The organism is Streptomyces sp. NPDC005438, assembly GCF_040606315.1.
Classification (GTDB): Bacteria; Actinomycetota; Actinomycetes; order Streptomycetales; family Streptomycetaceae; genus Streptomyces.
The window spans coordinates 396,574-422,772 of record NZ_JBEXEP010000003.1; the positions used below are offsets into that span (position 1 = coordinate 396,574).

Here is a 26,199-nt window from a genome sequence, read left to right on the forward strand (position 1 = left end):
CGTACCAGCGAGGGGCTGAGAGCCGGCCGCACCGGAGACTTCAGGAGGGTGTATGCAGGGGTCGACGTTGGCGGCGGTGGCCGTGGGCACGGTGCTGGGCGTGTTCGCCACGCTGGTAACCGATCATCTTCGTTGGCGACGTGAGCGCTCGGAGCGGGATCGTGACGCGCTCCGGGCGGCCTTTACCGACTACCTGACCGCCCTTTCCCAGGCGCGGGCCGCCTTCTCGCGGGCGGAGCCCTCCCTCGGGAGGGTCGGCGAGGGGCATGTGGTGATCAGCGAGTACGGGGTCTACACGGCGCAGCATCGACTGGAACTCGTGGCGCGAGGGGCACTGGTCGACAGGGCCCGAGGGGCCACCCTCTCCGTACTGGACCTCTACGACGTGGTGGTCGCCGGCCACCTGCCGGACTCTGGCGAGTACCTGCGCGCCTGGCAGGCCGCCCGCCGGACCCGGACGGCGTTGGTCGGGGAGATGCGGCGGGCTCTGTAGGGGATCCTGTCCCGCGCCTACCGCTCCACGGCGATACGCGCCGGCCGTGGAGCGGTAGCTAGGTCCGGGTCAGGAGGCCAGGTGGGCCGCCGCCTCGCGGTCCAGGAGGAGGCGGGTGCGCTCGCGGCCCCACACCCCGGAGGCGGGGGTCCGCTGAGGGTCCTCCTCGGACAGCAGCCGGGCCACCGCCTCGGCCTTGTCCGGGCCGGCCGCCAGCAGCCACACCTCGCGGGCCGAACGGATGGCGGGCAGGGTGAGCGAGATCCGTACCGGCGGAGGCTTGGGGGCCTCGCGTACACCCACCACGCTCCGCTCCCGTTCGGCGACCCCGGTCGAGCCGGGGAACAGGGACGCCACGTGACCGTCCGGGCCCACCCCCAACAGCAGTACGTCGAAGGGGACTTCGACCTGGTCCAGCATGGTGGCGTAGGCCTCGGCCGCCTGGTCGACGTCGGTGCCGAACAGGCCGTCCAGCGCGGGCATCGGGCGTACCCGGGGCGGGTCCAGCTGCACCCGGTCCAACAGCGCCTCGCGGGCCTGGGTCTCGTTGCGGTCCGGGTCTCCGTCGGGCAGGAACCGTTCGTCGCCCCACCACACGTCCAGCCGGCCGAAGTCCAGCAGCAGGGCCTCGGGGGAACGGACCATCTGCGACAGCACCGCGATGCCGTTGCGGCCTCCGGTGAGCACCACCGAGGCGGTGCCCCGGATCTGCTGGGCCTCGGACAGGGTGGTCAGCAGCTGTCCGGCGGCGGCCTCGGCCATCGCCTGGGCGTCGGGGTGGACCTCCACCTCCGGTGGACGGGTCATCAGCCGGCCTCCTGGGGGGTCGTGGTGTTCTCCGGCTCGGTGGGGGAAGGCTGCGGGGCGGCTTCCCCGGTGTCCTGGCTCTCCCTGGCGGCGTTCTTCCTGGTGGTGCCCCGTCGGGGCTTGCGGGGTGGCGGGTCGGCCGTCGCGGCCTCCTCGCCCAGTCGCCGTACCCCGTGGCGGATGGCCTGCTCGTAGGCGGGGTCGGGGTCGAGGCGGCGCAGCTCCTCGGTGAGCAGTTCGGCGGTCGACCTGCGGTGCAGGGCGACGTGGCGGTCCGGCTGCCCGGGCACCGCCAGTTCGGCGAGTGAGCCGTGTGCCCGGTCCAGGCAGATGTCGCCCTCACTGGTGTTGAGGCGTACGGCGGTGATGCCCGGCCCCTCGGACAGGGTGCGGCGTACCGGGACCTCCAGCCGGGCGGCCAGCCACAGGGCGAGCAGTTCCCCGCTGGGGTTGTAGCCCTCGCCCTCCACCTCGGCGGAGGCGATGACGGGGTGCCGCTGGTCCAGGGCGGCGGCCAACATGCTGCGCCAGGGCGTGATCCGGGTCCAGGCCAGGTCGGTGTCCCCCGGGGCGTAGGTGCGGGACCTCAGCTCCAGGGTGGCGGTGGGGTCCTCGGTGGCCGCGGCGTCGGTGATGCGGCGCTGGGCCAGCTTGCCCAACAGGTCCTCCGAGGGCACCTCGGGGGCGTCCTCGGGCCACCAGACGACCACCGGGGCGTCCGGCAGCAGCAGGGGGAGCACCACGCTGTAGGAGTGCGAGGCCAACTCCCCGTGCAGGCGCAGCAGGACGGTCTCGCCGGTGCCGGACTCCCCGCCCAGCCGGACCTCGGCGTCCAGCCGGGCGATGGCCCGGTCCCGGGGGGAGCGTCCGGGGCGGCGGACCACCACCAGGATGCGGGAGGGGTGTTCCTTGGAGGCCTCGCGGGCGGACTTCAACGCGTCGTAGTGGTTGCCCTCGTCGGTGACGATGACCAGGGTGAGCACCATGCCGATCGCCGGGGTGCCGGTGGCCCTGCGGCTGCGCACCAGTGCCGCGTTGATCTGGCTTGAGGTGGTGTCGGTGAGGTCGATGTTCATGGCCGCCGCCAACTCCGTCCGTCCCGTGCGAGCATCTCGTCGGCCGCCCTGGGACCCCAGGTGCCGGCGGTGTAGGGCTCGGGCCGGCCGTGGCGGGCCCAGTGCTCCTCGACCGGGTCCAGGATCTCCCAGGAGCGCTCCACCTCCTGGTGCCGGGGGAAGAGGTTGGCGTCTCCCAACAGCACGTCCAGCAGCAGCCGTTCGTAGGCCTCCGGGCTGGACTCGGTGAAGGACTCCCCGTAGGCGAAGTCCATGGTCACGTCCCGGATCTCCATGGAGGTGCCGGGCACCTTGGAGCCGAACCGGATGGTGACGCCCTCGTCCGGTTGTACCCGGATCACCAGCGCGTTCTGGCCCAGTTCCTGGGTGTCGGTGGCGTCGAAGGGGGAGTGCGGGGCCCGTTGGAAGACCACGGCGATCTCGGTGACCCGCCGGCCCAGCCGCTTGCCGGTACGCAGGTAGAACGGCACGCCGGCCCAGCGCCGGTTGTCGATCTCCAGCTTGACGGCCGCGTAGGTGTCGGTGCGGGACTCGGGGTCGATGCCCTCCTCCTCCAGGTAGCCGGGCACCTTCACCCCGCCCTGCCAGCCCGCCTGGTACTGGCCGCGTACGGTGGCCGCGTCCAGGTCGGTCGGCAGCCGCACCGCGTTGAGGACCTTCAGCTTCTCGGTGACCAGGGCCTTGGCGTCGAAGGAGGCCGGCTCCTCCATGGCGGTCAGCGCCAGGAGTTGGAGCAGGTGGTTCTGGAGTACGTCCCGTGCCGAGCCGATGCCGTCGTAGTAGCCCGCGCGACCGCCGATGCCGATGTCCTCGGCCATGGTGATCTGTACGTGGTCGACGTAGCCCCGGTTCCACAGGGGCTCGAACATGGTGTTGGCGAACCGCAGCGCCAGGATGTTCTGGACGGTCTCCTTGCCCAGGTAGTGGTCGATGCGGAAGACCTCGTGGGTGCGGAAGACCTGGTAGATGACCTGGTTCAACTCCTGGGCGCTGGCCAGGTCGTGGCCGAAGGGCTTCTCGATGACCGCGCGCCGCCAGGAGCCCTCACCGCCCTCGTTGAGGCCGTGCTTCTTCAGCTGCGAGACCACGGTGGGGAAGAACCTGGGCGGCACCGAGAGGTAGAAGGCGAAGTTGCCCCCGGTGCCCCGGGACTTGTCCAACTCCTCGATGGTGGACCGGAGTCGGGCGAACGCCTCGTCGTCGTCGAAGGTGCCCGGCACGAAGCGCATCCCCTGGGCGAGCTGCTGCCAGACCTCCTCGCGGAACTCCGTACGGGAGTGCTCCTTGACCGCGTCGTGCACCACCTCGGCGAAGTCCTCGTGCTCCCAGTCCCGGCGGGCGAAGCCCACCAGGGAGAAGCCCGGTGGCAGCAGCCCCCGGTTGGCGAGGTCGTACACCGCGGGCATCAGCTTTTTGCGTGACAAATCCCCCGTGACGCCGAAGATCACCAGTCCCGACGGTCCCGCGATACGCGGGAGCCGTCGGTCCTGGGCGTCACGGAGCGGGTTGGGGGCCGCGCCGCTCAATGGTCCTAGCCCTCCTCGGGTGCCTGGCGTTCCAGCTCCGAACGGGTCGAGGCCAGCAGGTCGTTCCAGGAGGACTCGAACTTCTCCACGCCCTCGTCCTCCAGCTGGCGGACCACCTCGTCGTAGGAGATGCCCAGCGCCTCGATGGCGTCCAGGTCCGCCCTGGCCTGCTCGTACCGTCCGCGAACGGTGTCGCCGGTGATCTCGCCGTGGTCGGCGGTGGCCTCCAGGGTGGCCTCCGGCATGGTGTTGACGGTGCCCGGGGCGACCAGCTCGGTCACGTACAGGGTGTCCGGGTACGCCGGGTCCTTCACCCCGGTCGAGGCCCACAGCGGGCGCTGGGCCTGCGCCCCCTTGGCGGCCAGCCGGGTCCAGCGGTCGGCGTGGACCGTCTCCTCGTACGCCTGGTAGGCCAGCCGGGCGTTGGCGATCGCCGCCTTGCCCTTCAGCGCCTTGGCCTCCGGGGTGCCCAGGGCCTCCAGCCGCTTGTCGATCTCGCTGTCCACCCGGGAGACGAAGAACGAGGCCACCGAGTGGATCTGGGAGATGTCCAGGCCCTTGGCGTCGGCCTTCTCCAGTCCGGCCTGGTAGGCGTCCATCACCGCCCGGTACCGCTCCAGGGAGAAGATCAGGGTCACGTTGACGCTGATCCCCAGGGAGGTGACCTCGGTGATGGCCGGCAGCCCTGCCTCCGTGGCGGGGATCTTGATCAGGGTGTTGGGGCGGTCCACCAGCCAGGCCAGCTGCTTGGCCTCGGCGACGGTGGCGTCCGTGCGGTGCGCCAGCCGGGGGTCCACCTCGATGGACACCCGGCCGTCCCGGCCGCCGGTGGACTCGAACAGCGGGCGCAGCACGTCGGCGGCGTCCCGTACGTCGGCGGTGGTGATCATGCGCAGCGCCTCGTCCACCTCGACGCCACGGCTGGCCAGTTCGGCGAGCTGCTGCTCGTAGCCCTCGCCGGAGCCGATGGCCTTCTGGAAGATCGACGGGTTGGTGGTGACCCCGACGACGTGCTGCTCGTCGATCAGCTCGCCCAGCTCGCCCGAGGAGATGCGCTGGCGGGACAGGTCGTCCAGCCAGATCGCGACGCCTTCCTCGGTCAGGCGTCCCAGTGCGTCACTCATGGATGACAACTCCTGCTAGTCGTGATCGTCTTGGGGTTCAGCCGGCCTGTGACACGGCGTCCAACGACTCCCGGGCGGCCCGTTCCACGGCCTCGGCGGTGATGCCGAACTCGCGGTAGAGGGTCTGGTAGTCGGCGGAGGCGCCGAAGTGCTCCAGCGACACGATCCGTCCCGAGTCCCCGACCCAGCGGTGCCAGGGCATGGCCACCCCGGCCTCCACCGCGACCCGGGCCCGCACCGACGGCGGCAGCACCTGGTCCCGGTACTCCTGGTCCTGCTCCTCGAACCACTCCATGGACGGCATCGACACCACCCGGGTGGGTACGCCGTCGGCCTGGAGCCGTTCGCGGGCCTCGACCGCCAACTGCACCTCGGAGCCGGTGCCGATCAGCACCACCCGGGGCGCGCCGCCCTCGGCCTCGGCCAGGACGTAACCGCCCCTGGCGGCCAGGGGGTTGGGCTCGTAGGTGGGGACGTTCTGCCGGGTGAGCGCCAGTCCGTGTGGTGCCGGCTTGGTGCCGTGCCGGCGCAGGATCTCCGCCCAACAGATCGTGGTCTCGTTGGCGTCCGCCGGCCGGACCAGGTTCAGGCCCGGGATGGCCCGCAGCGAGGCGAGGTGCTCCACCGGCTGGTGGGTGGGCCCGTCCTCACCGAGCCCGATGGAGTCGTGGGTCCACACGTGGGTGACCGGCACGCCCATCAGCGCCGCCAGCCGTACCGCGTTGCGCATGTAGTCGGAGAACACCAGGAAGGTGCCGCCGTACACCCGGGTGTTGCCGTGCAGGGCGATGCCGTTGAGGGCGCCGGCCATGGCGTGCTCGCGGATGCCGAAGTGGATGGTGCGGCCGTAGGGGTCGGCGTTCGGCAGGGGGTTGCCCGCCGGGAGGAAGGAACTGCCGTCGAAGGTGGTGTTGTTGGAGCCGGCCAGGTCGGCCGAGCCGCCCCACAGCTCCGGCACCACCGGGCCCAGCGCCTTGAGCACCGCCCCGGAGGCCTTGCGGGTGGCGACGTCCTTGCCCGCCTCGAAGCTGGGCAGCGCCTCCTCCCAGCCCTCGGGCAGCCGCCCGGCCTGGACGCGGTCGAACTCCGCCGCCCGCTCCGGTTGGGAGCTGCGCCAGGCAGCCATCTGCTTGTCCCAGGCGGCGTGCTCCTCCCGGCCCCGGTCCATGACCTTGCGGGCGTGGGCGAGCACCCGGTCCTCGACCGGGAAGTCCACCTCGGGGTCGAAGTCCAGCAGCCGCTTGGTGGCGGCCACCTCCTCCGCGCCCAGGGCCGAACCGTGGGCGGCCTCGGTGTTCTGGGCGTTGGGGGCGGGCCAGGCGATCAGCGAGCGGGCGGCGATGAAGGAGGGGCGCTCGGTCTCGGCCTGCGCGGCCTTCATCGCCCGGTACAGCCCGGCCGGGTCCAGGTCGCCGTTGGGCAGCTGGTCCACGCGCTGTACGTGCCAGCCGTAGGCCTCGTACCGGGCGCAGGTGTCCTCGGAGACGGCCGCCTCGGTGTCGCCCTCGATGGAGATGTGGTTGTCGTCCCAGAGCAGCACCAGGTTGCCCAGCTTCTGGTGGCCGGCCAGGGAGGAGGCCTCCGCGGAGATGCCCTCCTGGAGGCAGCCGTCACCGGCGACGGCCCAGATGGTGTGGTCGAACGGGGAGGTGCCGGGGGCGGCGTCGGGGTCGAACAGCCCCCGCTCGTACCGGGCGGCCATGGCCATCCCGACCGCGTTGGCGACGCCCTGCCCCAGCGGCCCGGTGGTGGTCTCCACCCCGACCGTGTGCCCGTACTCGGGGTGGCCGGGGGTGCGACTGCCCCAGGTGCGGAAGGACTTGAGGTCGTCCAGGCCCAGTCCGTAACCGGACAGGTAGAGCTGGATGTAGAGCGTGAGGCTGGAGTGGCCCACGGAGAGGACGAAACGGTCCCGGCCGGGCCACTCGGCGTCCGCCGGGTCGTGCCGCATCAGCTTCTGGAACAGAAGATAGGCGGCGGGGGCCAGACTCATCGCCGTACCGGGGTGTCCGTTGCCCACCTTCTGTACCGAGTCCATTGCCAGGACTCGGACGGTGTCGACGGCCCGCTGGTCGAGTTCGGTCCACTCGAGGTCTGTGTTGGTCGGCTTGGTGCTCACCCTGAGTCAGGGCTCCTCTCCGCGTTTTCGGTCGCCGGCTGATCGGCGCCACCGGCCAGTGCCGAGCGTACCCCTGTCGGGCCTCCCTCTCGCGCCCGTGGGGGAGGTCGTGGCAGCCGCCCCTCGGGGCGGCTGCCACGGGGTGACACGGGGCCACGCGGGGTTCGCCGCCTTCGCCGATCCCGCTGTCCCGACGGCCGGTGAACCCGGTACCCGGCCCGGTTCCTGAGGGTCACTCACCACCTGTGGCGGCAACGGTTGAGAAGGGGGCCGGTATTCCGACCCCGCCCGCTCTCGCACGGTGCCGCCCACGGGCGCTCCCGAGGCCCGCCGGTCGCTCCCGTCACCGGGGGTGGCGGCCGGGATACGCCGGGGACCAGCATGGGCCTCCCCGCCGGGAGGCGGCTCCTCGTCTCGGCCCCTGATACGGGCGCCCCACCGGCCGGACACCCCGTACCACGGGCCGGTGGCGTCCGACGGTGGCGCGGCCCTGGGCGCGGCCCGCTCTGGCGGGGGCGGGAAGGCGCGGGGAACAGGTGTCGGAAGGGCCCCGCCCCCGGGTGTGGGGCGGCCCGGAGCGGGGTGCGTCAACACGTCGACCCCCCGCGCGGGGCGGCTGTGGCCAAGGTCTACAGTGGCGTGGTACGTGCGAGCCACCTCCGCCGGTCGGGGGTGCTCTCGCTTGTTGCAGAGGCGGCGCGAGCCGCACCGTGTCACTTGTCAGGGGTGTTCGTGACCGCCGTCGAATCCCGTCCCGCCGGGGTGCTCGAACCGCATCATCCACGCCATCCCCGTGGTGCCCGTGTCGCCGCCTTCGTGGCCCTCACCAAGCCGCGCATCATCGAGCTGCTGCTCATCACCACGGTGCCGGTGATGTTCCTGGCCGCGCAGGGCGTACCGGACCTGTGGCTGGTGCTGGCGACCTGTACCGGCGGCTACCTGTCGGCCGGCGGGGCCAACGCCCTCAACATGTACATCGACCGCGACATCGACGCCCTGATGCACCGCACCGAGCGGCGTCCCCTGGTCACCGGGATCGTCAGCCCCCGGGAGGGGCTGGTCTTCGGACTGGCCCTGGCCGTGGTCTCCACCCTGTGGTTCGGGCTGCTGGTCAACTGGCTGTCGGCGGCGCTCGCCCTGGGCGCGCTGCTGTTCTACGTCCTCGTGTACACCCTGCTGCTCAAGCGGCGGACCTCCCAGAACATCGTCTGGGGCGGCATCGCCGGCTGTATGCCGGTGCTGATCGGCTGGTCCTCGGTGACCAACGAGGTCAGCTGGGCCGCCGTGGTGCTGTTCCTGGTGATGTTCTTCTGGACCCCGCCGCACTACTGGCCGCTGTCGATGAAGGTCAAGGACGACTACGCCCGCGTCGGGGTCCCGATGCTCCCGGTGATCGCCGCCAACACGGTGGTCGCCCGGCAGATCGTCCTCTACAGCTGGGTGATGGTGGCCGTCTCCCTGGCGCTGTGGCCGCTGGGCTACGTCGGCTGGTTCTACCCCCTGGTGGCGGTGCTCGCCGGAGCCTGGTGGCTGAAGGAGGCGCACGGTCTACGAGCCCGCGCCAAGGCCGGGGTCACCGGTGCCGCGCTGCGCGAGATGCGGCTGTTCCACTGGTCGATCACCTATGTCTCGGTGTTGTTCGTCGCCGTCGCCGTGGACCCCTTCCTGCGCTGACCCCCGCGCTGGGACCCCCGTACCACCCGCCGTGTGTGGTGTCGGTCATCCACGGGTGCCCCGGCTCGTTACCAGTAGGTAGCATCGGCTCATGGCAGATCCAGCAGAGGTAGCAGACCCGGCGAAGACCGCCGACCAGTCCCGGCGGGCCAAGCGGGACCGCAAGCGGACCAGCAAGCTCGCCCGCCAGATCGAGTCCTTCGCCAAGTCCCACGGCGGTTCGGTCGAGGGGCAGATCGCCTACATCGGTGAACGCGGTGCCCGCGTCGTGCTCGTCGCCGAGAACGGGGACTGGGGCGACCTGGTGGCTCCCAGCCAGGAGGTCGCCGAACAGGCCGTGGAGCGCTCCGGGATCACCGTGCACGAGAAGTTCGACGGCGCCCTCGCCGACCGGGTGCGCACCGGCCCCTACGAGTGGACCCGCATGGCCGGCTCCCAGTTCGGCGGCCCCAGCAACGACTGACCCGGGTACGGGGCGCCACCGGGCTCAGCCCGCCCGGCGCCCCGGACGGGCTGAGCCCCAGGCCGGTGACCTCAGCGGGCGGCGGGCTGGAGGTCGGGCTCCGAGCGGGGTGCCGCCACGCTGGCGGAGGCCTCGGGGGCGCCCCGCTCCCGCATCGACAGCAGGACGCGGAGCACCGCGCACCACACCACGGCCGAGCCCAACAGGTGGGCGCCGACCAGGAGTTCGGGCAGCTCGGTGAAGAACTGCACATAGCCGATCACGCCCTGGGCCAGCAGCACCAGCACCAGGTCACGCACCGCGGTACGGGGGCCCGAGGGGGCGTCCACCGCGCGCAGCACCGCCGCCAGGGCCAGGGTCACCAGGACCACCGCCCAGGCCAGGTAGGCGTGCACATGCGCCGCCCCCTCCCAGTCCACGGGCATCCGGGGCACGTCGCTGTTGTCGCCGGCGTGCGGGCCGGAGCCGGTGACCACGGTGCCGGCCACCACCAGGGCGCCGGACAGGACGACCAGGGTCCAGGTCAGCCGGCGTGCCACCGGGCCCGCCCGGGGGCGGGGCGGTACGTCGCCCTCCCGGGAGCGGTACCAGGTGATCATGGCGACGGTCAGCAGGCCGCTGGCGGCCAGGAAGTGGCCGGCCACGGTGTACGGGTTCAGCTCGGTGAGCACCGTGATACCGCCGAGCACCGCGTTGGACATCACCAGCCAGAACTGCGACCAGGCGAGCCGGCCCAGCCCCCGGCGCACCGGCTTGGCGCTCCGGGCGGCCACGATGGCCCAGCCCACCGCCGCGCACAGCACGTAGGTGAGCATCCGGTTGCCGAACTCGATGGCGCCGTGCAGCCCCATCTCCGGGGTGGCGGTCAGGCTGTCCTCACCGCACTTGGGCCAGGTCTCGCAGCCGAGTCCCGAGCCGGTCAGCCGTACCGCTCCGCCGGTGACCACGATGACCACGCTCATCACCAGCGCGGACAGGGTGGCCCGCTCCAGGGTGCGCTGGCTCGGGGTCCACCGGCTGGCGACGTAGGCGACGGGGTTGCGGCCGATCCTCGCGGCTTCCCTCAGTTTGGACACGGGGTTATCGTAGGCGAGCGCTTGTGCGCGCTTTCACGAGGGGCGGCCGGCGGTCCCGGGCGGGCAACGGCGCCCGGCAGGGGGTCAGTCCCAGCGGAAGAAACGTGCCGCGGCGGCCAGGGCCAGCACCGCCCACACCCCCAGCACCCCGAGCTGTTCCCAGGGCAGGCCGGCGCCCTCGCGCAGCACCTCCCGCAGCCCCTCGGCCAGTGCCGGCACGGGCAGCAGCTCCAGCCCGGCCCGCACCCCGTCGGGGAACCGCTCCAGAGGCACCACCACCCCGCCGCACAGCAGCAGCAGGACGAACACCAGGTTGGCGGCGGCGAGGGTGGCCTCCGCGCGCAGGGTGCCGGCCATCAGCAGGCCGAGCCCGGAGAAGGCGGCGGTGCCCAGCAGCAACAGCAGTGCCACGGTGAGGGGTTGGCCGTGGGGCGACCAGCCCAGGGCCAGGGCCACACAGGTCAGCAGGGCGATCTGGAGGATCTCGATCGCCAGTACCGAGCAGGTCTTGGCGACCATCAGCGCCCAGCGGGGCAGGGGGGAGCAGCCCAGCCGCTTCAGCACCCCGTACCGCCGCTCGAACCCGGTCGAGATGGCCTGGCCGGTGAAGGCGGTGGACAGTACCGCCAGCGCCAGTACCCCGGGGGTGAGGTAGTCCACCCGGCTGCCCCCGCCGGTGCCCGAGACGTCCACGATGTCGACCAGGCTGAACAGGGTCAGCAACACGGTGGGGATCACCACGGTCAACAGCAGCTGCTCGCCGTGCCGTAGCAGCATCCGGGTCTCCAGCAGGGCCTGCGCCAGCACCATGCGCCCCAGGGGCGCGGCTCCCGGACGGGGGGTGAACCCCTCGGCCCGGCCGGTGTCCGTACTCATCCGCGCAGCTCCCTACCGGTCAGCTCCAGGAACACGTCCTCCAGGGTCAGCCGCTCCACGGTGATCCGGTCCGGCATCACCCCATGCTGGGCGCACCAGGCGGTGACGGTCGCCAGCAGCTGGGGGTCGATGGTGCCGGTCAGCCGGTACGAGCCGGGCGTGGCCTCGACGGCGGCGCAGTCGTCCGGCAGCGCCTTGAGTAGTGACTCCAGGTCCAGGGCCGGCTGGCCGGTGAAGCGCAGGCTGTTCTCCGCCCCGCCCCGGCACAGCTGTTCGGGGCTGCCCTCGGCGATGACCCGGCCGCCGTCCACGATGGCGACGTGGTCGGACAGCTCCTCGGCCTCCTCCATGTGGTGGGTGCTGAGCACCACGGTCACCCCGTCCTGGCGCAGTCGGCGCACCAACTCCCAGGTGGCGCGCCGTGCTTGTGGGTCCAGGCCGGCCGTCGGCTCGTCCAGGAACACCAGCTCGGGGCGGCCCACCACCGCCATGGCCAGGGCCAGTCTGCGTTGCTGCCCCCCGGAGAGCCGGCGGTACGGGGTACGGCCGCAGCTCCCGAGGCCCAGTCGCTCCACCAGGGCGTCCACGTCCAGGGGGTGGGCGTGCAGGGAGGCCGTGTGGCGCAGCATCTCGACCGCGCGGACACCGGGGTAGACCCCGCCGGACTGGAGCATCACCCCGATCCTGGGGTGTAGGGCCTCGGCGTCGCGTACCGGGTCCAGGCCCAGCACCCGTACGGTGCCGGCGTCGGGGCGGAGGTAGCCCTCGCAGGTCTCGATGGTGGTGGTCTTACCGGCGCCGTTGGGGCCCAGCACGCAGGTCACCGAACCGGCGGCGACCGTGAGGTGGAGGTCGTTCACGGCGGTCTTGGCGCCGAAGCGTTTGACCAGCCCCTCGACCCGTACCGCCGCTGCGTTCTGCATGTCCGCGAGTGTAGGGAGCGGCCGGTGGGCGTGTGGCGGCGGGTCGTGTCGGGGCGGTTCCGGGGAGTGGTGAACGGCCGGCGAACGGCCGCTGAGCAGCCGTCGAGTAAGGGTCGCCTTACGTGACGCACCCCATCCGGGTGCGTCAGGATGCGGCTTGCCGGGCTTCGCGGAATTACGCAACAATGGCGTTGTGAAAAACGCGGGAGACGCCGAACAGCCAGCGACGGACACGTCCGCCGCCGGTTCCGTCGTGCCTCCCGCCACGGACGAGCAGCACGGGACGCGCAACAAGGTCGCCCGCTCCATCCTCGACCACGGCCCCTCCACCGCCGCCCAGCTCGCCCTGAGGCTGGGCCTCACCCAGGCCGCCGTACGCCGGCACCTGGACACCCTGGTGGGTGAGGGCACCGTGGAGTCCCGTGAGCAGCGGGTGTACGGGTCGCGGCGACGCGGCCGGCCCGCCCGGGTCTTCGCGCTCACCGACTACGGTCGGGACGCCTTCGACCAGGACTACGACCGGCTGGCCGTGGACGCCCTGCGCTGGATCGCGCAGTCGGCGGGCGGCGGCGAGCTGGGGGCGGCGGCGGTCGCCGCCTTCGCCCGGGCCCGGATGGCCGGGGCGACCCAGAGGTACCGTGAGGCGATCAAGGACGCCGAACCGCAGGACCGCGTACGGGCCCTGGCCCGGGCGCTGACCGAGGACGGTTACGCCGCGACGGCACGGGAGGCGCCCACCTCGGTGGGTGAGCAGCTGTGCCAGCACCACTGCCCGGTGGCGCACGTGGCGGAGCGGTTCCCGCAGCTGTGCGAGGTGGAGACCGAGGTGTTCTCCGAACTCCTCGGCACCCATGTGCAACGGTTGGCGACCATCGCCCACGGAGACGGGGTGTGCACCACCTTCGTACCGCGCGGCCAGTCGCCCCCCAGGGCCGGCCCGCAGGTGCAGCGGACCGGGAACGGAACCGCGCCCCGGCACCCCAAACAGACCACACAGCCCCCGAAGCACAAACCGTCGACCACCGCGTCCAGCAAGCGACGCGCCACCACAGCATCTGCGCAACAGGCCGGGAGGAACCCCGCATGACGCTCCCCACGGAGACCGCCCACCCCGAGCTGGAGGGCTTGGGAAGGTACGAGTACGGCTGGGCCGACTCCGACGTCGCCGGCGCCGCCGCCAAGCGGGGCCTGTCCGACGCGGTGGTCCGCGACATCTCGTCGAAGAAGGACGAGCCGGAGTGGATGTTGAAGCTCCGCCTCAAGGGCCACAAGCTGTTCCAGAAGAAGCCCATGCCCAACTGGGGTTCGGACCTCAGCGGCATCGACTTCGACAACATCAAGTACTTCGTCCGCTCCACCGAGAAGCAGGCCCAGAGCTGGGAGGACCTGCCGGAGGACATCAAGAACACCTACGACAGGCTGGGCATCCCCGAGGCGGAGAAGCAGCGGCTGGTCGCCGGTGTGGCCGCCCAGTACGAGTCCGAGGTGGTCTACCACCAGATCCGTGAGGACCTGGAGCAGCAGGGCGTGCTGTTCCTGGACACCGACACCGCGCTGCGTGAGCACCCGGACCTCTTCCGGGAGCACTTCGCCACGGTGATCCCACCCGGGGACAACAAGTTCGCCGCCCTCAACACCGCCGTGTGGTCCGGGGGTTCGTTCATCTACGTGCCGCCGGGCGTCCACGTGGACATCCCGCTCCAGGCCTACTTCCGCATCAACACCGAGAACATGGGCCAGTTCGAGCGGACCCTGATCATCGTCGACGAGAACGCCTACGTGCACTACGTCGAGGGCTGCACCGCCCCGATCTACAACTCCGACTCGCTGCACTCCGCCGTGGTGGAGATCATCGTGAAGAAGGGCGGCCGTTGCCGCTACACCACGATCCAGAACTGGTCCAACAACGTCTACAACCTGGTCACCAAGCGTGCCGTGGCCTACGAGGGCGCCACCATGGAGTGGGTGGACGGCAACCTCGGCTCCAAGGTCACCATGAAGTACCCGGCCGTCTACCTGATGGGCGAGCACGCCAAGGGCGAGACCCTGTCGGTGGCCTTCGCCGGTGAGGGCCAGCACCAGGACGCCGGCGCCAAGATGGTGCACATGGCGCCCAACACCTCCTCCAACATCGTCTCCAAGTCGGTGGCCCGCGGTGGTGGCCGCACCTCCTACCGCGGCCTGATCGAGATCGGCGAGGGCGCCCCCGGCTCCAAGTCCAACGTGCTGTGCGACGCGCTGCTGGTGGACACCGTCTCCCGCTCCGACACCTACCCCTACGTCGACGTCCGCGAGGACGACGTGACCATGGGGCACGAGGCCACCGTCTCCAAGGTGAGCGACGACCAGCTGTTCTACCTGATGAGCCGTGGCCTGTCCGAGGACGAGGCGATGGCGATGATCGTCCGGGGCTTCGTGGAGCCGATCGCCAAGGAGCTGCCGATGGAGTACGCCCTGGAACTGAACCGGCTGATCGAGCTGCAGATGGAGGGCGCCGTCGGCTGACGCCGGCCCGCCCCCGCCGGTGACAGCCGTACCGGAACCCCGTACCGACGATTCGGTGAACGAGCCGAGGAGCGCCCCGGCCCCAGGCCGAGCCGCGCGTGGAGCGGGCACCGAGCGATCGGTGCCCCGCACGGTGAGCGAACACAAAGAAAGCGAGCACGACAACAGCCATGTCTGAGGCTCAGAAGTCCCCCGAGGATCCGCGCGGAGCCACGACCCAGGGGGTATCCACGCCGGTGGGCGCAGAGGCCACCGGGGCTCTCGCGGTGGCGGCGGAGTCGTCCGTCGCCACCCGGATGAGTGCCCCGCCCTCCTTCGAGGTGACCGACTTCCCGGTGCCGCACGGCCGCGAGGAGGAGTGGCGGTTCACCCCCCTGGAGCGACTGCGCGGACTGCACGACGGCACCGCCGAGGCCACCAGCGGCGCGGTGAAGCTGGACATCGAGGCGCCGGAGCGGGTCACCGTGGAGACGGTGGACCGCACCGACTCCCGCCTGGGCCGGTCCGGCAAGCCGGTGGACCGCATCGCCGCGCAGGCGTTCAGCTCCTTCGAGCGCGCCACCGTGGTCACGGTGCCCCGCGAGGTCGCCCTCGACGAGCCGATCCGGGTCAACCTGCACGGCCAGGGCGGGGTGTCCTACGGGCACACCGTCTTCGAGCTGGAGGCCTTCGCGGAGGCGGTGGTGGTCATCAACCACACCGGCGACGCGGTGCGTGCCGCCAACGTGGAGTTCGTCCTCGGTGACGGTGCCCGGCTGACCGTGGTGTCGGTGCAGGACTGGGAGAGCGAGGCGGTGTACTGCTCCCAGCACAACGCGCTGGTGGGCCGGGACGCCAGCTTCAAGTCCGTGGTCGTCACCTTCGGCGGCGACGTGGTGCGGTTGCACCCCCGGGTCGAGTACGCGGACCAGGGTGGTGAGGCGGAGCTGTACGGGCTGTTCTTCACCGACAACGGCCAGCACCACGAGCACCGGCTGCTGGTGGACCACAACACCGCCAACTGCCGCAGCAACGTGGCGTACAAGGGCGCCCTCCAGGGCGAGAACGCCCACGCGGTGTGGATCGGTGACGTGGTGATCCGCGCCGCCGCCACCGGTACGGACACCTACGAACTCAACCGCAACCTGGTGCTCACCGACGGGGCCCGGGTGGACTCGGTGCCCAACCTGGAGATCGAGACCGGCGAGATCGTCGGCGCCGGGCACGCCTCGGCCACCGGCCGTTTCGACGACGAGCAGCTGTTCTACCTGATGGCGCGCGGCATCACCGCCGAGGAGGCGCGACGCCTGGTGGTGCGCGGCTTCTTCGCCGAACTGGTGCAGCAGATCGGCCTGCCCGACGTGCAGGAGCGGCTGCTGGCCAAGATCGACGAGGAGCTGGAGGCGTCGGTCGGATGAGCGCGTTCGTGAGGGTCGCCGCCCTGGGGGACCTGGAGGAGGACACCCCCACCCTGGTGGAGGTCGACGGTGTGCCGATCTCCCTGGTCCACACCGAGGGCGAGGTGTTCGCGATCTACGACATCTGCTCGCACGCCAACGTCTCGCTCTCCGAGGGCGAGGTGGAGGACTGCTCCATCGAGTGCTGGCTGCACGGCTCCAGCTTCGACCTGCGCACCGGAAAGCCCTCGGGACTGCCCGCGACACGTCCTGTCCCCGTATACCCCGTAAAGATCGAAGGAGACGGCCCCGGCGCGGCTGTGCTCGTCTCCGTCACCCAGGAGTCCTGAGTCCCATGGCAACGCTTGAGATCCACGACCTGCACGTCTCCGTCGAGGCCGAGGGCGGCCCCCGGGAGATCCTGCGCGGGGTCGACCTGACCGTGAAGCAGGGCGAGACCCACGCCATCATGGGCCCCAACGGCTCTGGCAAGTCGACCCTGGCCTACTCCCTGGCCGGCCACCCCAAGTATCAGGTCACCAGCGGCACGGTGACCCTGGACGGGGAGGACGTGCTGGAGATGTCCGTCGACGAGCGGGCCCGGGCCGGCGTCTTCCTCGCCATGCAGTACCCGGTGGAGGTCCCCGGCGTCTCCGTCTCCAACTTCCTGCGCACCTCGGCCACCGCGATCCGGGGCGAGGCCCCCAAGCTGCGGACCTGGGTGAAGGAGGTCAAGGAGGCCATGGAGCGCCTCAGCATCGACCCCTCCTTCGCCGAGCGGAACGTCAACGAGGGCTTCTCCGGCGGTGAGAAGAAGCGCCACGAGATCCTCCAACTGGAGCTGCTGCGGCCCAAGATCGCGGTCCTCGACGAGACCGACTCCGGTCTGGACGTGGACGCCCTGCGGGTGGTCTCCGAGGGCGTCAACCGGGTGCGGGAGAACGGTGACGTCGGCACCCTGCTGATCACCCACTACACCCGCATCCTGCGGTACATCAAGCCCGACCACGTCCACGTGTTCGCCAAGGGCCGGATCGCCGAGTCCGGCGGCCCGGAGCTGGCGGACAAGCTGGAGGAGGAGGGCTACGAGGCGTATGTGAAGGGTGGCGCTAGCGCGTGACTTCCCCCCTGGCCGACCCGTCCCGGCTGCTGGACACCGAGTCGATCCGCAAGGACTTCCCGGCCCTGGACCGGCTGGTGCACGACGACAAGAAGCTGGTGTACCTGGACAACGCGGCGACCTCGCAGAAGCCGCGCCAGGTCCTGGACGCCCTGAGCGACTACTACGAGCGCCACAACGCCAACGTGCACCGAGGGGTGCACGTACTGGCCGAGGAGGCCACCGCGCTGTACGAGGGGGCCCGTGACAAGGTCGCCGCCTTCGTCAACGCCCCCAGCCGGGACGAGGTGGTGTTCACCAAGAACGCCTCGGAGTCCCTCAACACGGTGGCCAACCTCCTCGGGCTGGCCGACGAGCCGTACCGGGTGGACGCCGGCACCGAGATCGTCATCTCGGAGATGGAGCACCACTCCAACATCGTCCCCTGGCAGCTGCTCGCCCAGCGCAGCGGAGCCACCCTCAAGTGGTTCGGTCTCACCGAGGACGGGCGGCTGGACCTGGAGCGGATCGAGGAGGTCATCACCGAGCGCACCAAGGTGGTCTCCTTCACCCTGGTCTCCAACATCCTGGGCACCGTCAACCCGGTGGAGACCATCGTCCGCCGGGCCCAGGAGGTCGGGGCCCTGGTGGTGATCGACGCCTCCCAGGCGGCGCCGCACATGGCCCTGGACGTACAGGAGTTGCAGGCCGACTTCGTGGCGTTCACCGGGCACAAGATGTGCGGGCCCACCGGCATCGGCGTGCTGTGGGGCCGGCTGGAGCTGCTGGAGGACCTGCCCCCCTTCCTGGGTGGCGGGGAGATGATCGAGACCGTCTCCATGCACTCCTCGACCTACGCCCCGGCGCCGCACAAGTTCGAGGCGGGCACCCCGCCGATCGCCCAGGCGGTCGGACTGGGGGCGGCCGTGGACTACCTGTCCGCGATCGGCATGGACCGGATCCAGGAGCACGAGCACGCCCTGACCGAGTACGCGGTGGCCCGTCTGCGCGACGTGCCCGACCTGCGGTTCATCGGCCCGACCACGGCCGAGGAGCGGGGCGCCACCATCTCGTTCACCCTCGGCGACATCCACCCCCACGACGTGGGGCAGGTGCTGGACGAACAGGGCATCGCGGTACGGGTGGGCCACCACTGCGCCCGCCCGGTGTGCCTGCGGTACGGAATTCCGGCGACCACCCGGGCGTCGTTCTACCTGTACTCCACACCGGCCGAGGTGGACGCCCTGGTGGACGGTCTGGAGCACGTTCGGAACTTCTTCGGCTAGGGGCGGTTGTGAAGCTCGACTCGATGTACCAGGAAGTGATCCTGGACCACTACAAGCACCCCCACGGTCGTGGGCTGCGCCAGGGTGACGCGGAGGTGCATCACGTCAACCCCACCTGCGGTGACGAGATCACCCTGCGGGTGCGCTACGAGGGTGAGAGGGTGGCGGACGTCAGCTACGAGGGGCAGGGCTGTTCCATCAGCCAGGCCAGCGCCTCGGTGCTGAACGAACTGCTGGTGGGCAAGACCCTCCAGGAGGCCCTCCGGGTCCAGGACGCCTTTCTGGAACTGATGCAGTCCAAGGGCAAGTTGGAGCCCGACGACGCCATGGAGGACGTCCTGGAGGACGCGGTCGCCTTCGCCGGGGTATCGAAGTACCCGGCACGGGTGAAGTGCGCGTTGCTCAGCTGGATGGCATGGAAGGACGCCACTGCCCAGGCACTGGGCGAGAGCGCGGTGAAGGAGACGGCATGAGCGAGACCACCACACAGCCCGCGAGTGAGGAAGAGGTCCGCGAGGCCCTCTACGACGTCGTGGACCCGGAGTTGGGCATCGACGTGGTCAACCTGGGCCTGATCTACGGGGTGACCATCGACGAGGACAACGTCGCCACCCTGGACATGACGCTCACCTCGGCGGCCTGCCCGCTGACCGACGTGATCGAGGACCAGGCCAGGACGGCGACCGACGGACTGGTCAACGACCTCAAGATCAACTGGGTCTGGATGCCCCCGTGGGGCCCGGAGAAGATCACCGACGAGGGACGCGAGCAGCTGCGTGCCCTCGGCTTCAACGTCTGACCCGAGCGTCTGGCCGGGGCTTCCGCCCCCGGCGTCCGACCTCCCGGCGCCGCCATCGGCGGCGACCGTCCGGGCCCGTACGGCACCGGGGCGCGAGCCCCGTCGTACGGGCCCTCGGTCTGTGTCGCCGGCCCTTGGGTACGGCCCGTGGACGACCGTTGTGTACGCCCGTACGCATCGGTCATAGGCTGGACGCCATGACCTACGCGACGCTCGCCGGAGCCATCCTGGCCGAGGTGCTCGGCACCTCCTCGATGAAGTACAGCGAGGGCTTCACGCGACTGTGGCCCACCCTCGGCGCGGTCGCCGGGTACCTCGTCGCCTTCGCGCTGCTCGCCCAGACCCTCAAGACCATGTCCGTCGGCACCGCCTACGCGATATGGGCCGGACTGGGCACCGCCGCCATCGCCGCCATCGGCATGGCCTTCATGGGCGAGGCCGCCAACGCGGCGAAGATCACCGGACTGGCACTGGTCATCGCCGGTGTGGTGGTCCTCAACCTGGGCGGCGCGCACTGATGGCCCGCCGCCACGACCCCCGGCGCCGGGAACGCATCATCGACGCCGCGATGCGGCTGATCGCCTCCGAGGGCCTCGCCGGACTCAGCCACCGCACCGTGGCCGCCGAGGCCGACGTCCCCCTCGGCTCCACCACGTACCACTTCGCCAGCCTGGACGAACTGCTGGTCGCCGCACTGCGCAGGGTGGCCGAGGAACAGCGCGGCGACTCCGCCTGGACACGCCACCTGGACCCCGGAGTCCCCCTGGAGGACGGGCTGTTGGCGTTGCTGGAGGAGTGGTGCGAGGACCCCGCGCGGCTGCGCCTGGAGTACGACCTGTACCTGGCCGCCCTGCGCAGGCCGGCGCTGCGCCCCGTCGCCGCGAGCTGGCTGGACGACATGGTGGAGCTGCTCAGCGCCCGTACCGGCGACCCGGCTCTGGCCCGCGCGCTGGTGGCCCTGACGGACGGACTGATGCTCCAACACCTGCTCACCGGACGGCCGTTGGACCGTGAGGTGACCCGCGAGACCCTGGGCCGGCTGGTGGGGGCGCGCACCGTCGGCTGAGACGGGTTCGCCAGTCCCACGCGCCGACGGATACCGTGCTGCCATGAGCGATGCTTCCACCGCAGCCCCCGCCACCGGCGCCGTCGCCGCCGGTCTCGCCACCGTCACCGACGACGGGGTCGTCCTCGACACCTGGTTCCCCGCCCCCGAGCTGACCGACACCCCCGGGCCGGCCGGCACCGAACGGCTGGACGCCGAACGGGCCGCCCAACTGCTGGGAGCACGGGCCCCGAAGGCCCTGCGCCGGGACGACCGACGCGGTGTGGAGACCGTCGCCGTGCGGACGGTGATCGCCTCGCTGGACGACAAGCCCCTGGACACCCACGACGTCTACCTGCGCCTGCACCTGCTCAGCCACCGCCTGGTGCGCCCGCACGGCCAGAACCTGGAGGGCATCTTCGCCCTGCTGGCCAACGTCGCCTGGACCACTCTCGGCCCGGTCCCGGTGGACCGGCTGGCCGACGCCCGGCTCGCCGCCCGCGCGGAGGGCCTGCACCTGGCGGTCACCAGTGTCGACAAGTTCCCGAGGATGACCGACTACGTCGCGCCCACCGGGGTGCGGATCGGGGACGCGGACCGGGTACGCCTGGGCGCCCACCTGGCCGAGGGCACCACGGTGATGCACGAGGGCTTCGTCAACTTCAACGCCGGCACCCTGGGCACCTCCATGGTCGAGGGCCGGATCAGCGCGGGTGTGGTGGTCGGCGACGGCTCCGACGTCGGCGGGGGCGCCTCGATCATGGGCACCCTCTCCGGGGGCGGCAAGCAGACCATCTCCCTGGGCGAGCGCTGCCTGTTGGGCGCCGAGGCGGGGCTGGGCATCTCCCTGGGCGACGACTGCGTGGTGGAGGCCGGCCTCTACGTCACGGCCGGCACCCGGATCACCCTGCCCGACGGCGACGTGGTCAAGGCGTTGGAGCTGTCCGGGGCCACCAACCTGCTGTTCCGCCGCAACTCCACCACCGGCGTTGTCGAGGCCCTGCCGCGCAGCGGCTCCTGGGGCGGGCTCAACGAGGCTCTGCACAGCCACAACTAGGGCACGTCGACCGGGATCCGCTCAGGGGCGCGCGTGCGGTGACACCGCACGCGCCGCACCTCGCCGCGTTGCCCCGTCGTCGCGGGCGGAGGAGTCCGATACGCCGTATCGGACTCCTCCGCCGTGCTCCGTCCCCTCGCGCACCACACCAGAACGCGCTCACCGGTCTCCCGGCACCCGCACGACACACCCAGGGCGGCACCGTCCGGGCCCTGAGGGGGCGGTGACCGCTTCCGCGACGTCACGCCCCGTGCGCCCTCCCATGGTGCGAACGGCGCCGGCCACCGCCCGCCGCGCGGGTCCGGGGCCGTACACCCTCGCGGCGTACCGCCCCGGACCGGGGAGCGGGGGCTGGGGCCAGGGGGCCCACCGCGCCCCGGATAGGCTGCTGACATGCGTGAACTGGCGTCGGGAGTGCGGTACTTGGGGCGGGGCCACCGATGGGTGGCGGAGAACCGCAGATCCTACGGATTCGCCCTGCTGCCCGGGGTGATCTCCCTGGTGCTGTACGGGATGGCGTTGGTGGCCCTGGTGCTCTGGGTGGACGACCTGGCCGTCTGGGCCACCCCCTTCGCCGACGACTGGGGTCCCGGCACCCGGATGGGACTGCGCGGCCTGGTGATCGCGCTGACGGTGGTGCTGGCCCTGACCCTGACCGTCCTCACCTTCACCGCCGTCACCCTGCTGATCGGCGACCCCTTCTACGAGGCGCTCTCGGAACGGGTGGAGGAGTCGGAGGGCGACTGCCCCGAGGGGCCGGACCGCCCCCTGTGGCGGGAGTTGTGGATCTCGCTGCGCGACAGCGTCCACGTACTGCTGCGGGCCCTGGTGTTCACGGTGCCGCTGTTCTTCCTCGGCTTCGTGCCGGTCATCGGCCAGACCGTGGTACCGGTGCTCACCGTCTGCGTCTCCGGCTACTTCCTCACCGTGGAACTGACCTCGGTCGCCATGCAGCGCCGTGACATCCCGGTACGGGAACGGCTCGCCCTGGTGCGCCGGCACCGCAGTGTGGCCGTGTCCTTCGGGGTGCCGCTGGTGCTCGGGTTCCTGGTGCCCCTGCTGGCGGTGTTCCTGATGCCCGGGGCCGTCGCGGGAGCCACCCTGCTGGTGCGGGACCTGACGGCCGAGGAGGAGCCGGAGCCCGAACCGGCCGCGGAGCCGGACCTGTTCCGCAAGCGGTAGCCGCACGGGTCACCGAACGGTTCTGGGGCACCCCCGACGGGGGTGCCCCAGAACCGTGTGTACGCCTCGGCCAGAGGGCCGGCCCGGCGTCCGGGTCAGCGGAGCCGGAGCCGTACGACCTGCGGGTCGTGGTCGCTGATCTGGTCGTGGAACTCGGCGTTGATGTGCACGATGTCGTAGTCCGGGCGGCCGACCCCGGGGCTGGTGAGGATGTGGTCCAGCGCCTGGGAGTTGCCGTTGAAGACGTAGCCGTAGCGCTCGGAGCGGTCCAGGCGCAGCATCGGGTTCTTCAGCGCCTTGTGGGTCAGCGCCTTCAGGGACGGGGAGAACGGGAAGTCGTTGAAGTCACCGGCCGCGATCACCGCCGCGTTCCGGTCGACCTTCCGCAGGTCCTTCACGAAGGAGTTGACCAGCTTCGCCTGCTCCACCCGCTGGGGCTCGGAGTTGCGGGCCGGAGGCTGGAAGACGCCCTCCAGGGGCTGGTCCCCGTCCAGGTCGCCGCCGCCCTTGGAACTGAAGTGGTTGGCGATGACGAACACCGGCTTGCCCCGGAAGGAGAACTCGCCGGCCAGCGGCTTGCGGGCGGCCTCCCAGGCCTCGTCGGTGGGGGAGATCCGGCCGGGCGAGGCGGACAGGGCGGGCTGGCCGTCCTCGTCGACCACCGTGGTCGGGGTGGTGGCGTCGCCGCCCTCGCGGTCGGTGAAGGAGACCCGCTCGGGGTTGTAGAGGAACGCCACCCGGATGTTGCCGCCGGGCTGGCCGCCGTCCGCCTTGTCCTCGGGGTCGATCTGACGCCACTCGTAGGCGGGTCCACCGGCCTTCTTGATGGCGTCGGTCAGCAGCTTGAGCGTCTTGTCGGCGGTCACCACCCCGTCGTCCTCGGGGCCGGTGTCGTCCTGGACCTCCTCCAGGTTGACGATGTCGGGGGAGGCGAGGTTCTTCACCAGGGCCTGGGCCAGTTCCTCGAACTTCTCCGGCTCGCTGGCGGGGGAGAGGTTCTCGACGTTGTAGGTGGCCACCGCCAGTTCGTCGTCCTTCTGCGGACGGGTGTGCTCCCGCTCCAGGCCACCGGAGCGCACCTCGCCCAGCTCGGTGGCCCGCAGGGTGTAGCCGCCGAACTGGTCGTAGTCCAGGGGGCCGACGGTGCGCCCGCGCACCTTGTCACCCACGTTGGCCTTGGGGAAGGGGTTCTCCTTCAACGGCAGCAGCGAGGTCACCTTGATCCGGGCGCCGTTCTGCTGCTCGTAGGAGCCGTAGAGGGTGCCGCCCCGCTCGGTGCGGTTCTGTCGGCGGTCGGCGGTGACCCACAACTCGTCGTACTGGGTGGTGGGGCCGACCACCGGGGCGTCGCTGACCTGGGTGCGCATTCCCTCCAGGGACTCGTAGAGGTCCAGGGCGTAGCGGTGGGGGCGCAGGGTCCGGTCCTCGATGCTCTTGCCGCCGGCGGTCGGGGCGTAGGACCGGGGAACGGTGTGGGAGTTGAGGCGCTTGGCCCGGGGCAGCTTGTTGTCCTGGGAGGTCACCGTCCACTCGGCCTTGGACAGTTGGGTCGCGGACTGGCCGCCGCCCTCCTTCCCGCCGGGGTAGTACTCGCTGACCTCGCCGGACACCCGCAGCGCGTCCCCGACCTTCACCGACGGGGACTCCTTGCCGGTGAAGACGAAGATGCCCTCGCTGGTGGCGGGGTTGTCGTCGGGCTTGGTGTCCTGGAACCAGAAGCCGCGGGCCTCTCCGAAGTCCCGTACGGCGGTGACCACTCCGGGCACCTCGCTGACGGTCTTGCCGGCGTACGGGGAGACCCGGGTCTCGCCCTGGATGTCGTGGATGCGCACCTGGGGGCTGTCACTCGCGAAGGAGGAGGGCAACGCGATCAGCGAGGTGCAGCACAGTGCCGCGGTGGTGAGCGCGCAGCGCCGTATCAGGCGGGCGGACGGGTGTCGTGCGGTCAAGGGGATCTCCTCCAGGGGGTGGCGTGAAGAGGATGGCGAGACGTGTTCGTCGTCTACGCGCGTAAGGTAGCGCAATCCAGCCAGGCTGGCTGCGGCCCGTCCCACTCTCGGAAGGGTGAGTGGTTCTGTCGGGGCGGCGGGGCCCAGCCCGCGCGTCTACGCTGAGGCCCTGACCCGGCACCACCCTTTCCCAAGGAGATGAACAGCGTGATGACTGGCGACGACCGCTTCGTCATGCCCCCGGTACGGTTGCCTGACGCGGCGGTTCTCGCGGAGGAGGCCCGTGCCACGCCGCTGCTCTCCCGTGCGGTACGGCTGACCCGTTGGGCCAAGGCGGGCGTACGGGTGGGCGCCGGCGGGGAGTTGTCGGACTCCCGCCTGGCGGAGGCGGTCACCGAACTGTCCCTGGAGGGGGAACCGCACGCGGAGGCGCTGGTCAGCGACGCCTGGAACTTCGCGGTGGACGTCGGGCTGCTGGAGGTCGAGGAGGACCCCGGCGCCGAGGGGACCGAGGCGGCCGGGGTCGGGGACGACGAGGAGAGCGGCACCGCCACACCCGTGCCGAACCTGGACGAACTGATCGCGTCCCCGGAGGAGTTGCTGGAGGCCTGGGGCCGTGGCACCGAGGCGGTGGTCGCGGAGGCGACCCTGCCCAGCCTGGAGGAACTCATCGGCGACGTGGACCAACTGGTCGCCGAGAACGGGGAGATCGACCCCTCCTCGCTGGACCTGGACCGGTTCGACTGGGACGAGGAGGAGGCGGCCAACACCCTCACCAGCGCGCTGGGCAACCTCTACCTGATGGTCGCCACCGAGGCCGTAGCCACCGACAGCATGGTGCCGCTGCCGGTGGTCGCCGCCAGCCTGGTCATCCCCGAGGACATGGACGAGCCCACCGACGAGGTGCTGGGCGAGGTCTCCGAAACCATGATCATGCTCGATGGCTGGTTCCGGTCCATCGAGCCCACCGGACTCATCGCCTACCGCCCGGTGGACGACGCCCTGACCGAGGACGCCGACGGAGGAGCCGTCCCCCTCGACGAGGAGGAGGACGTCAGCCAGTACGGCATGGTCCGGCTGACCCCGCTGGGCGTCTACCTGGTGCGCGAGCGGCTACGCGAGGAGGGCGCCGACGCCCCGCTGGTCGGGGAGTTGGCCGAGGTGGACGCCCGCCGGCTGCTGGCGACACTGCCCTGGCACGGTGACCTGGCGGCGCGGGAGGAGATCGCGGGCTGGCTGTCCGGGCGGGAGCCGGTGGCCGCCGCCCGGGAGTTGTTGGAGGCGGCCCGGGGCGCGGATCCCGAGGCGCCGGCCCGACGGCTGGCCTGTCAGCAGACCCTGTCGCTGATGGACGCGGAGGCGGAGCCGGCGCTGCGGGCGGTGCTGGACGACCGCGAACTGGGTGGACTGGCCCGGGTGTGGCTGACCGAGGTCGGGGTGGGCCAGGTGCCGCCGCCGGACGAGGAGATGGTGTTCTGGCTGACCGTGGACACCCTGGCCGCCCAGCTGCGGATCAACAGCGACCCCTCCGAACTCCAGGAGCTGGTGGGCGGGTTGCTGGAGCAGCACACCGGGTTCTTCGACGCGGTGTGGCGCACCGGCCACCCGGCCACCGCCGACGTGCTGGAGGGGGTCGCGGAGCTGCTGCCCGACAAGGAGGCGGCCAAGGAGGCCCGGCGGGCCGCCTACCGGGCGCGCTCCCAGTGACCGACCGTTCCGGGCCCGGTCACGGTGACCGGGCCCG

At 71.3% G+C, this 26,199-nt stretch carries 25 protein-coding genes; 16 read left to right on the forward strand and 9 right to left on the reverse strand.

Features of this window, described 5'->3' with window-relative positions; all coding sequences use genetic code 11:
- Nucleotides 1-52: 52 nt before the first annotated feature.
- Nucleotides 53-493, forward strand: a complete 441-nt coding sequence (locus ABZT14_RS09910) for a hypothetical protein (RefSeq protein ID WP_356299146.1) — start codon at nucleotides 53-55, stop codon at nucleotides 491-493.
- 69 nt (nucleotides 494-562) lie between these two features.
- On the opposite strand, the gene pgl is transcribed toward ABZT14_RS09910, so the two are convergent.
- The 5 genes from pgl to tkt are packed head-to-tail and all read right to left on the reverse strand — an operon-like array spanning nucleotide 563 to nucleotide 7,145.
- Nucleotides 563-1,300: a 6-phosphogluconolactonase gene (gene pgl / locus ABZT14_RS09915; protein WP_356299148.1), complete on the reverse strand. Its 738-nt coding sequence runs from the start codon at nucleotides 1,298-1,300 to the stop codon at nucleotides 563-565.
- Nucleotides 1,300-2,376, reverse strand: a complete 1,077-nt coding sequence (opcA, locus tag ABZT14_RS09920; protein ID WP_356299150.1) for a glucose-6-phosphate dehydrogenase assembly protein OpcA — start codon at nucleotides 2,374-2,376, stop codon at nucleotides 1,300-1,302. The genes pgl and opcA overlap by 1 nt, the downstream gene beginning before the upstream one ends.
- Nucleotides 2,373-3,902, reverse strand: coding sequence for a glucose-6-phosphate dehydrogenase (zwf, locus tag ABZT14_RS09925; RefSeq protein WP_356299151.1), 1,530 nt, complete (start codon nucleotides 3,900-3,902; stop codon nucleotides 2,373-2,375). Before zwf ends, opcA begins: the two co-directional genes overlap by 4 nt.
- Before the next feature lie 5 nt (nucleotides 3,903-3,907).
- Nucleotides 3,908-5,026 carry a transaldolase gene (gene tal, locus ABZT14_RS09930; RefSeq protein WP_356299153.1) on the reverse strand — a complete coding sequence of 373 codons (1,119 nt, stop codon included), beginning with the start codon at nucleotides 5,024-5,026 and terminating at the stop codon, nucleotides 3,908-3,910.
- Between the two features lie 37 nt (nucleotides 5,027-5,063).
- Entirely contained in the window at nucleotides 5,064-7,145 is a 2,082-nt protein-coding gene (gene tkt, locus ABZT14_RS09935) for a transketolase (protein ID WP_356299155.1), read from the reverse strand.
- 732 nt (nucleotides 7,146-7,877) lie between these two features.
- Here tkt and ABZT14_RS09940 point away from each other — a divergent pair.
- On the forward strand, nucleotides 7,878-8,819 hold the full coding sequence (locus ABZT14_RS09940; protein WP_356299157.1) for a heme o synthase: 942 nt from the start codon (nucleotides 7,878-7,880) through the stop codon (nucleotides 8,817-8,819).
- A 91-nt stretch (nucleotides 8,820-8,910) separates the two neighbouring features.
- Entirely contained in the window at nucleotides 8,911-9,282 is a 372-nt protein-coding gene (locus ABZT14_RS09945) for a hypothetical protein (protein WP_356299159.1), read from the forward strand.
- Nucleotides 9,283-9,353: 71 nt separating this feature from the next.
- Here ABZT14_RS09945 and ABZT14_RS09950 read toward each other — a convergent pair whose 3' ends face one another.
- The 3 genes from ABZT14_RS09950 to ABZT14_RS09960 all read right to left on the reverse strand — a co-directional run bounded on the left by ABZT14_RS09950 (nucleotide 9,354) and on the right by ABZT14_RS09960 (nucleotide 12,157).
- The gene (locus ABZT14_RS09950) at nucleotides 9,354-10,358 is read right to left on the reverse strand and encodes a COX15/CtaA family protein (RefSeq protein WP_356299161.1); all 1,005 of its coding nucleotides are present in this window, start codon (nucleotides 10,356-10,358) and stop codon (nucleotides 9,354-9,356) included.
- A gap of 84 nt (nucleotides 10,359-10,442) precedes the next feature.
- Nucleotides 10,443-11,234 carry an ABC transporter permease gene (locus tag ABZT14_RS09955; protein WP_356299163.1) on the reverse strand — a complete coding sequence of 264 codons (792 nt, stop codon included), beginning with the start codon at nucleotides 11,232-11,234 and terminating at the stop codon, nucleotides 10,443-10,445.
- Nucleotides 11,231-12,157: an ABC transporter ATP-binding protein gene (locus tag ABZT14_RS09960; RefSeq protein WP_356299165.1), complete on the reverse strand. Its 927-nt coding sequence runs from the start codon at nucleotides 12,155-12,157 to the stop codon at nucleotides 11,231-11,233. The genes ABZT14_RS09955 and ABZT14_RS09960 overlap by 4 nt, the downstream gene beginning before the upstream one ends.
- 193 nt (nucleotides 12,158-12,350) lie before the next feature.
- On the opposite strand from ABZT14_RS09960, the gene ABZT14_RS09965 reads away from it, so the two are divergent.
- From ABZT14_RS09965 to ABZT14_RS10020, 12 genes are all read left to right on the forward strand, one after another.
- Nucleotides 12,351-13,244 (forward strand): ArsR family transcriptional regulator, encoded by an 894-nt coding sequence (locus tag ABZT14_RS09965; protein ID WP_356299167.1) that lies wholly within the window; start codon nucleotides 12,351-12,353, stop codon nucleotides 13,242-13,244.
- Entirely contained in the window at nucleotides 13,241-14,662 is a 1,422-nt protein-coding gene (sufB, locus tag ABZT14_RS09970) for a Fe-S cluster assembly protein SufB (RefSeq protein ID WP_356299169.1), read from the forward strand. Before ABZT14_RS09965 ends, sufB begins: the two co-directional genes overlap by 4 nt.
- Before the next feature lie 170 nt (nucleotides 14,663-14,832).
- Nucleotides 14,833-16,059: a Fe-S cluster assembly protein SufD gene (sufD, locus tag ABZT14_RS09975; RefSeq protein ID WP_356299171.1), complete on the forward strand. Its 1,227-nt coding sequence runs from the start codon at nucleotides 14,833-14,835 to the stop codon at nucleotides 16,057-16,059.
- Nucleotides 16,056-16,388: a non-heme iron oxygenase ferredoxin subunit gene (locus ABZT14_RS09980; protein WP_356299173.1), complete on the forward strand. Its 333-nt coding sequence runs from the start codon at nucleotides 16,056-16,058 to the stop codon at nucleotides 16,386-16,388. The genes sufD and ABZT14_RS09980 overlap by 4 nt, the downstream gene beginning before the upstream one ends.
- Before the next feature lie 5 nt (nucleotides 16,389-16,393).
- Nucleotides 16,394-17,158, forward strand: a complete 765-nt coding sequence (sufC, locus tag ABZT14_RS09985) for a Fe-S cluster assembly ATPase SufC (protein WP_356299175.1) — start codon at nucleotides 16,394-16,396, stop codon at nucleotides 17,156-17,158.
- Nucleotides 17,159-17,166: 8 nt separating this feature from the next.
- Nucleotides 17,167-18,423 (forward strand): cysteine desulfurase, encoded by a 1,257-nt coding sequence (locus ABZT14_RS09990; RefSeq protein ID WP_356299359.1) that lies wholly within the window; start codon nucleotides 17,167-17,169, stop codon nucleotides 18,421-18,423.
- An 8-nt stretch (nucleotides 18,424-18,431) separates the two neighbouring features.
- Nucleotides 18,432-18,896, forward strand: a complete 465-nt coding sequence (gene sufU, locus ABZT14_RS09995) for a Fe-S cluster assembly sulfur transfer protein SufU (RefSeq protein ID WP_356299177.1) — start codon at nucleotides 18,432-18,434, stop codon at nucleotides 18,894-18,896.
- Nucleotides 18,893-19,222 carry a metal-sulfur cluster assembly factor gene (locus tag ABZT14_RS10000; RefSeq protein WP_356299179.1) on the forward strand — a complete coding sequence of 110 codons (330 nt, stop codon included), beginning with the start codon at nucleotides 18,893-18,895 and terminating at the stop codon, nucleotides 19,220-19,222. The genes sufU and ABZT14_RS10000 overlap by 4 nt, the downstream gene beginning before the upstream one ends.
- A gap of 197 nt (nucleotides 19,223-19,419) precedes the next feature.
- Nucleotides 19,420-19,740, forward strand: a complete 321-nt coding sequence (locus ABZT14_RS10005) for a multidrug efflux SMR transporter (RefSeq protein WP_356299181.1) — start codon at nucleotides 19,420-19,422, stop codon at nucleotides 19,738-19,740.
- Complete coding sequence (locus tag ABZT14_RS10010; RefSeq protein ID WP_356299183.1) at nucleotides 19,740-20,288, forward strand: TetR family transcriptional regulator; 549 nt, start codon at nucleotides 19,740-19,742, stop codon at nucleotides 20,286-20,288. The genes ABZT14_RS10005 and ABZT14_RS10010 overlap by 1 nt, the downstream gene beginning before the upstream one ends.
- Nucleotides 20,289-20,331: 43 nt before the next feature.
- Nucleotides 20,332-21,324, forward strand: coding sequence for a 2,3,4,5-tetrahydropyridine-2,6-dicarboxylate N-succinyltransferase (gene dapD, locus ABZT14_RS10015; protein ID WP_356299185.1), 993 nt, complete (start codon nucleotides 20,332-20,334; stop codon nucleotides 21,322-21,324).
- A gap of 393 nt (nucleotides 21,325-21,717) precedes the next feature.
- Nucleotides 21,718-22,506, forward strand: coding sequence for an EI24 domain-containing protein (locus ABZT14_RS10020; protein ID WP_356299187.1), 789 nt, complete (start codon nucleotides 21,718-21,720; stop codon nucleotides 22,504-22,506).
- Nucleotides 22,507-22,601: 95 nt separating this feature from the next.
- Here ABZT14_RS10020 and ABZT14_RS10025 read toward each other — a convergent pair whose 3' ends face one another.
- Nucleotides 22,602-24,395, reverse strand: coding sequence for an endonuclease/exonuclease/phosphatase family protein (locus tag ABZT14_RS10025; protein WP_356299361.1), 1,794 nt, complete (start codon nucleotides 24,393-24,395; stop codon nucleotides 22,602-22,604).
- Between the two features lie 270 nt (nucleotides 24,396-24,665).
- Here ABZT14_RS10025 and ABZT14_RS10030 point away from each other — a divergent pair, with 270 nt between their 5' ends.
- The gene (locus ABZT14_RS10030; RefSeq protein ID WP_356299189.1) at nucleotides 24,666-26,162 is read left to right on the forward strand and encodes a hypothetical protein; all 1,497 of its coding nucleotides are present in this window, start codon (nucleotides 24,666-24,668) and stop codon (nucleotides 26,160-26,162) included.
- Nucleotides 26,163-26,199: the final 37 nt, after the last annotated feature.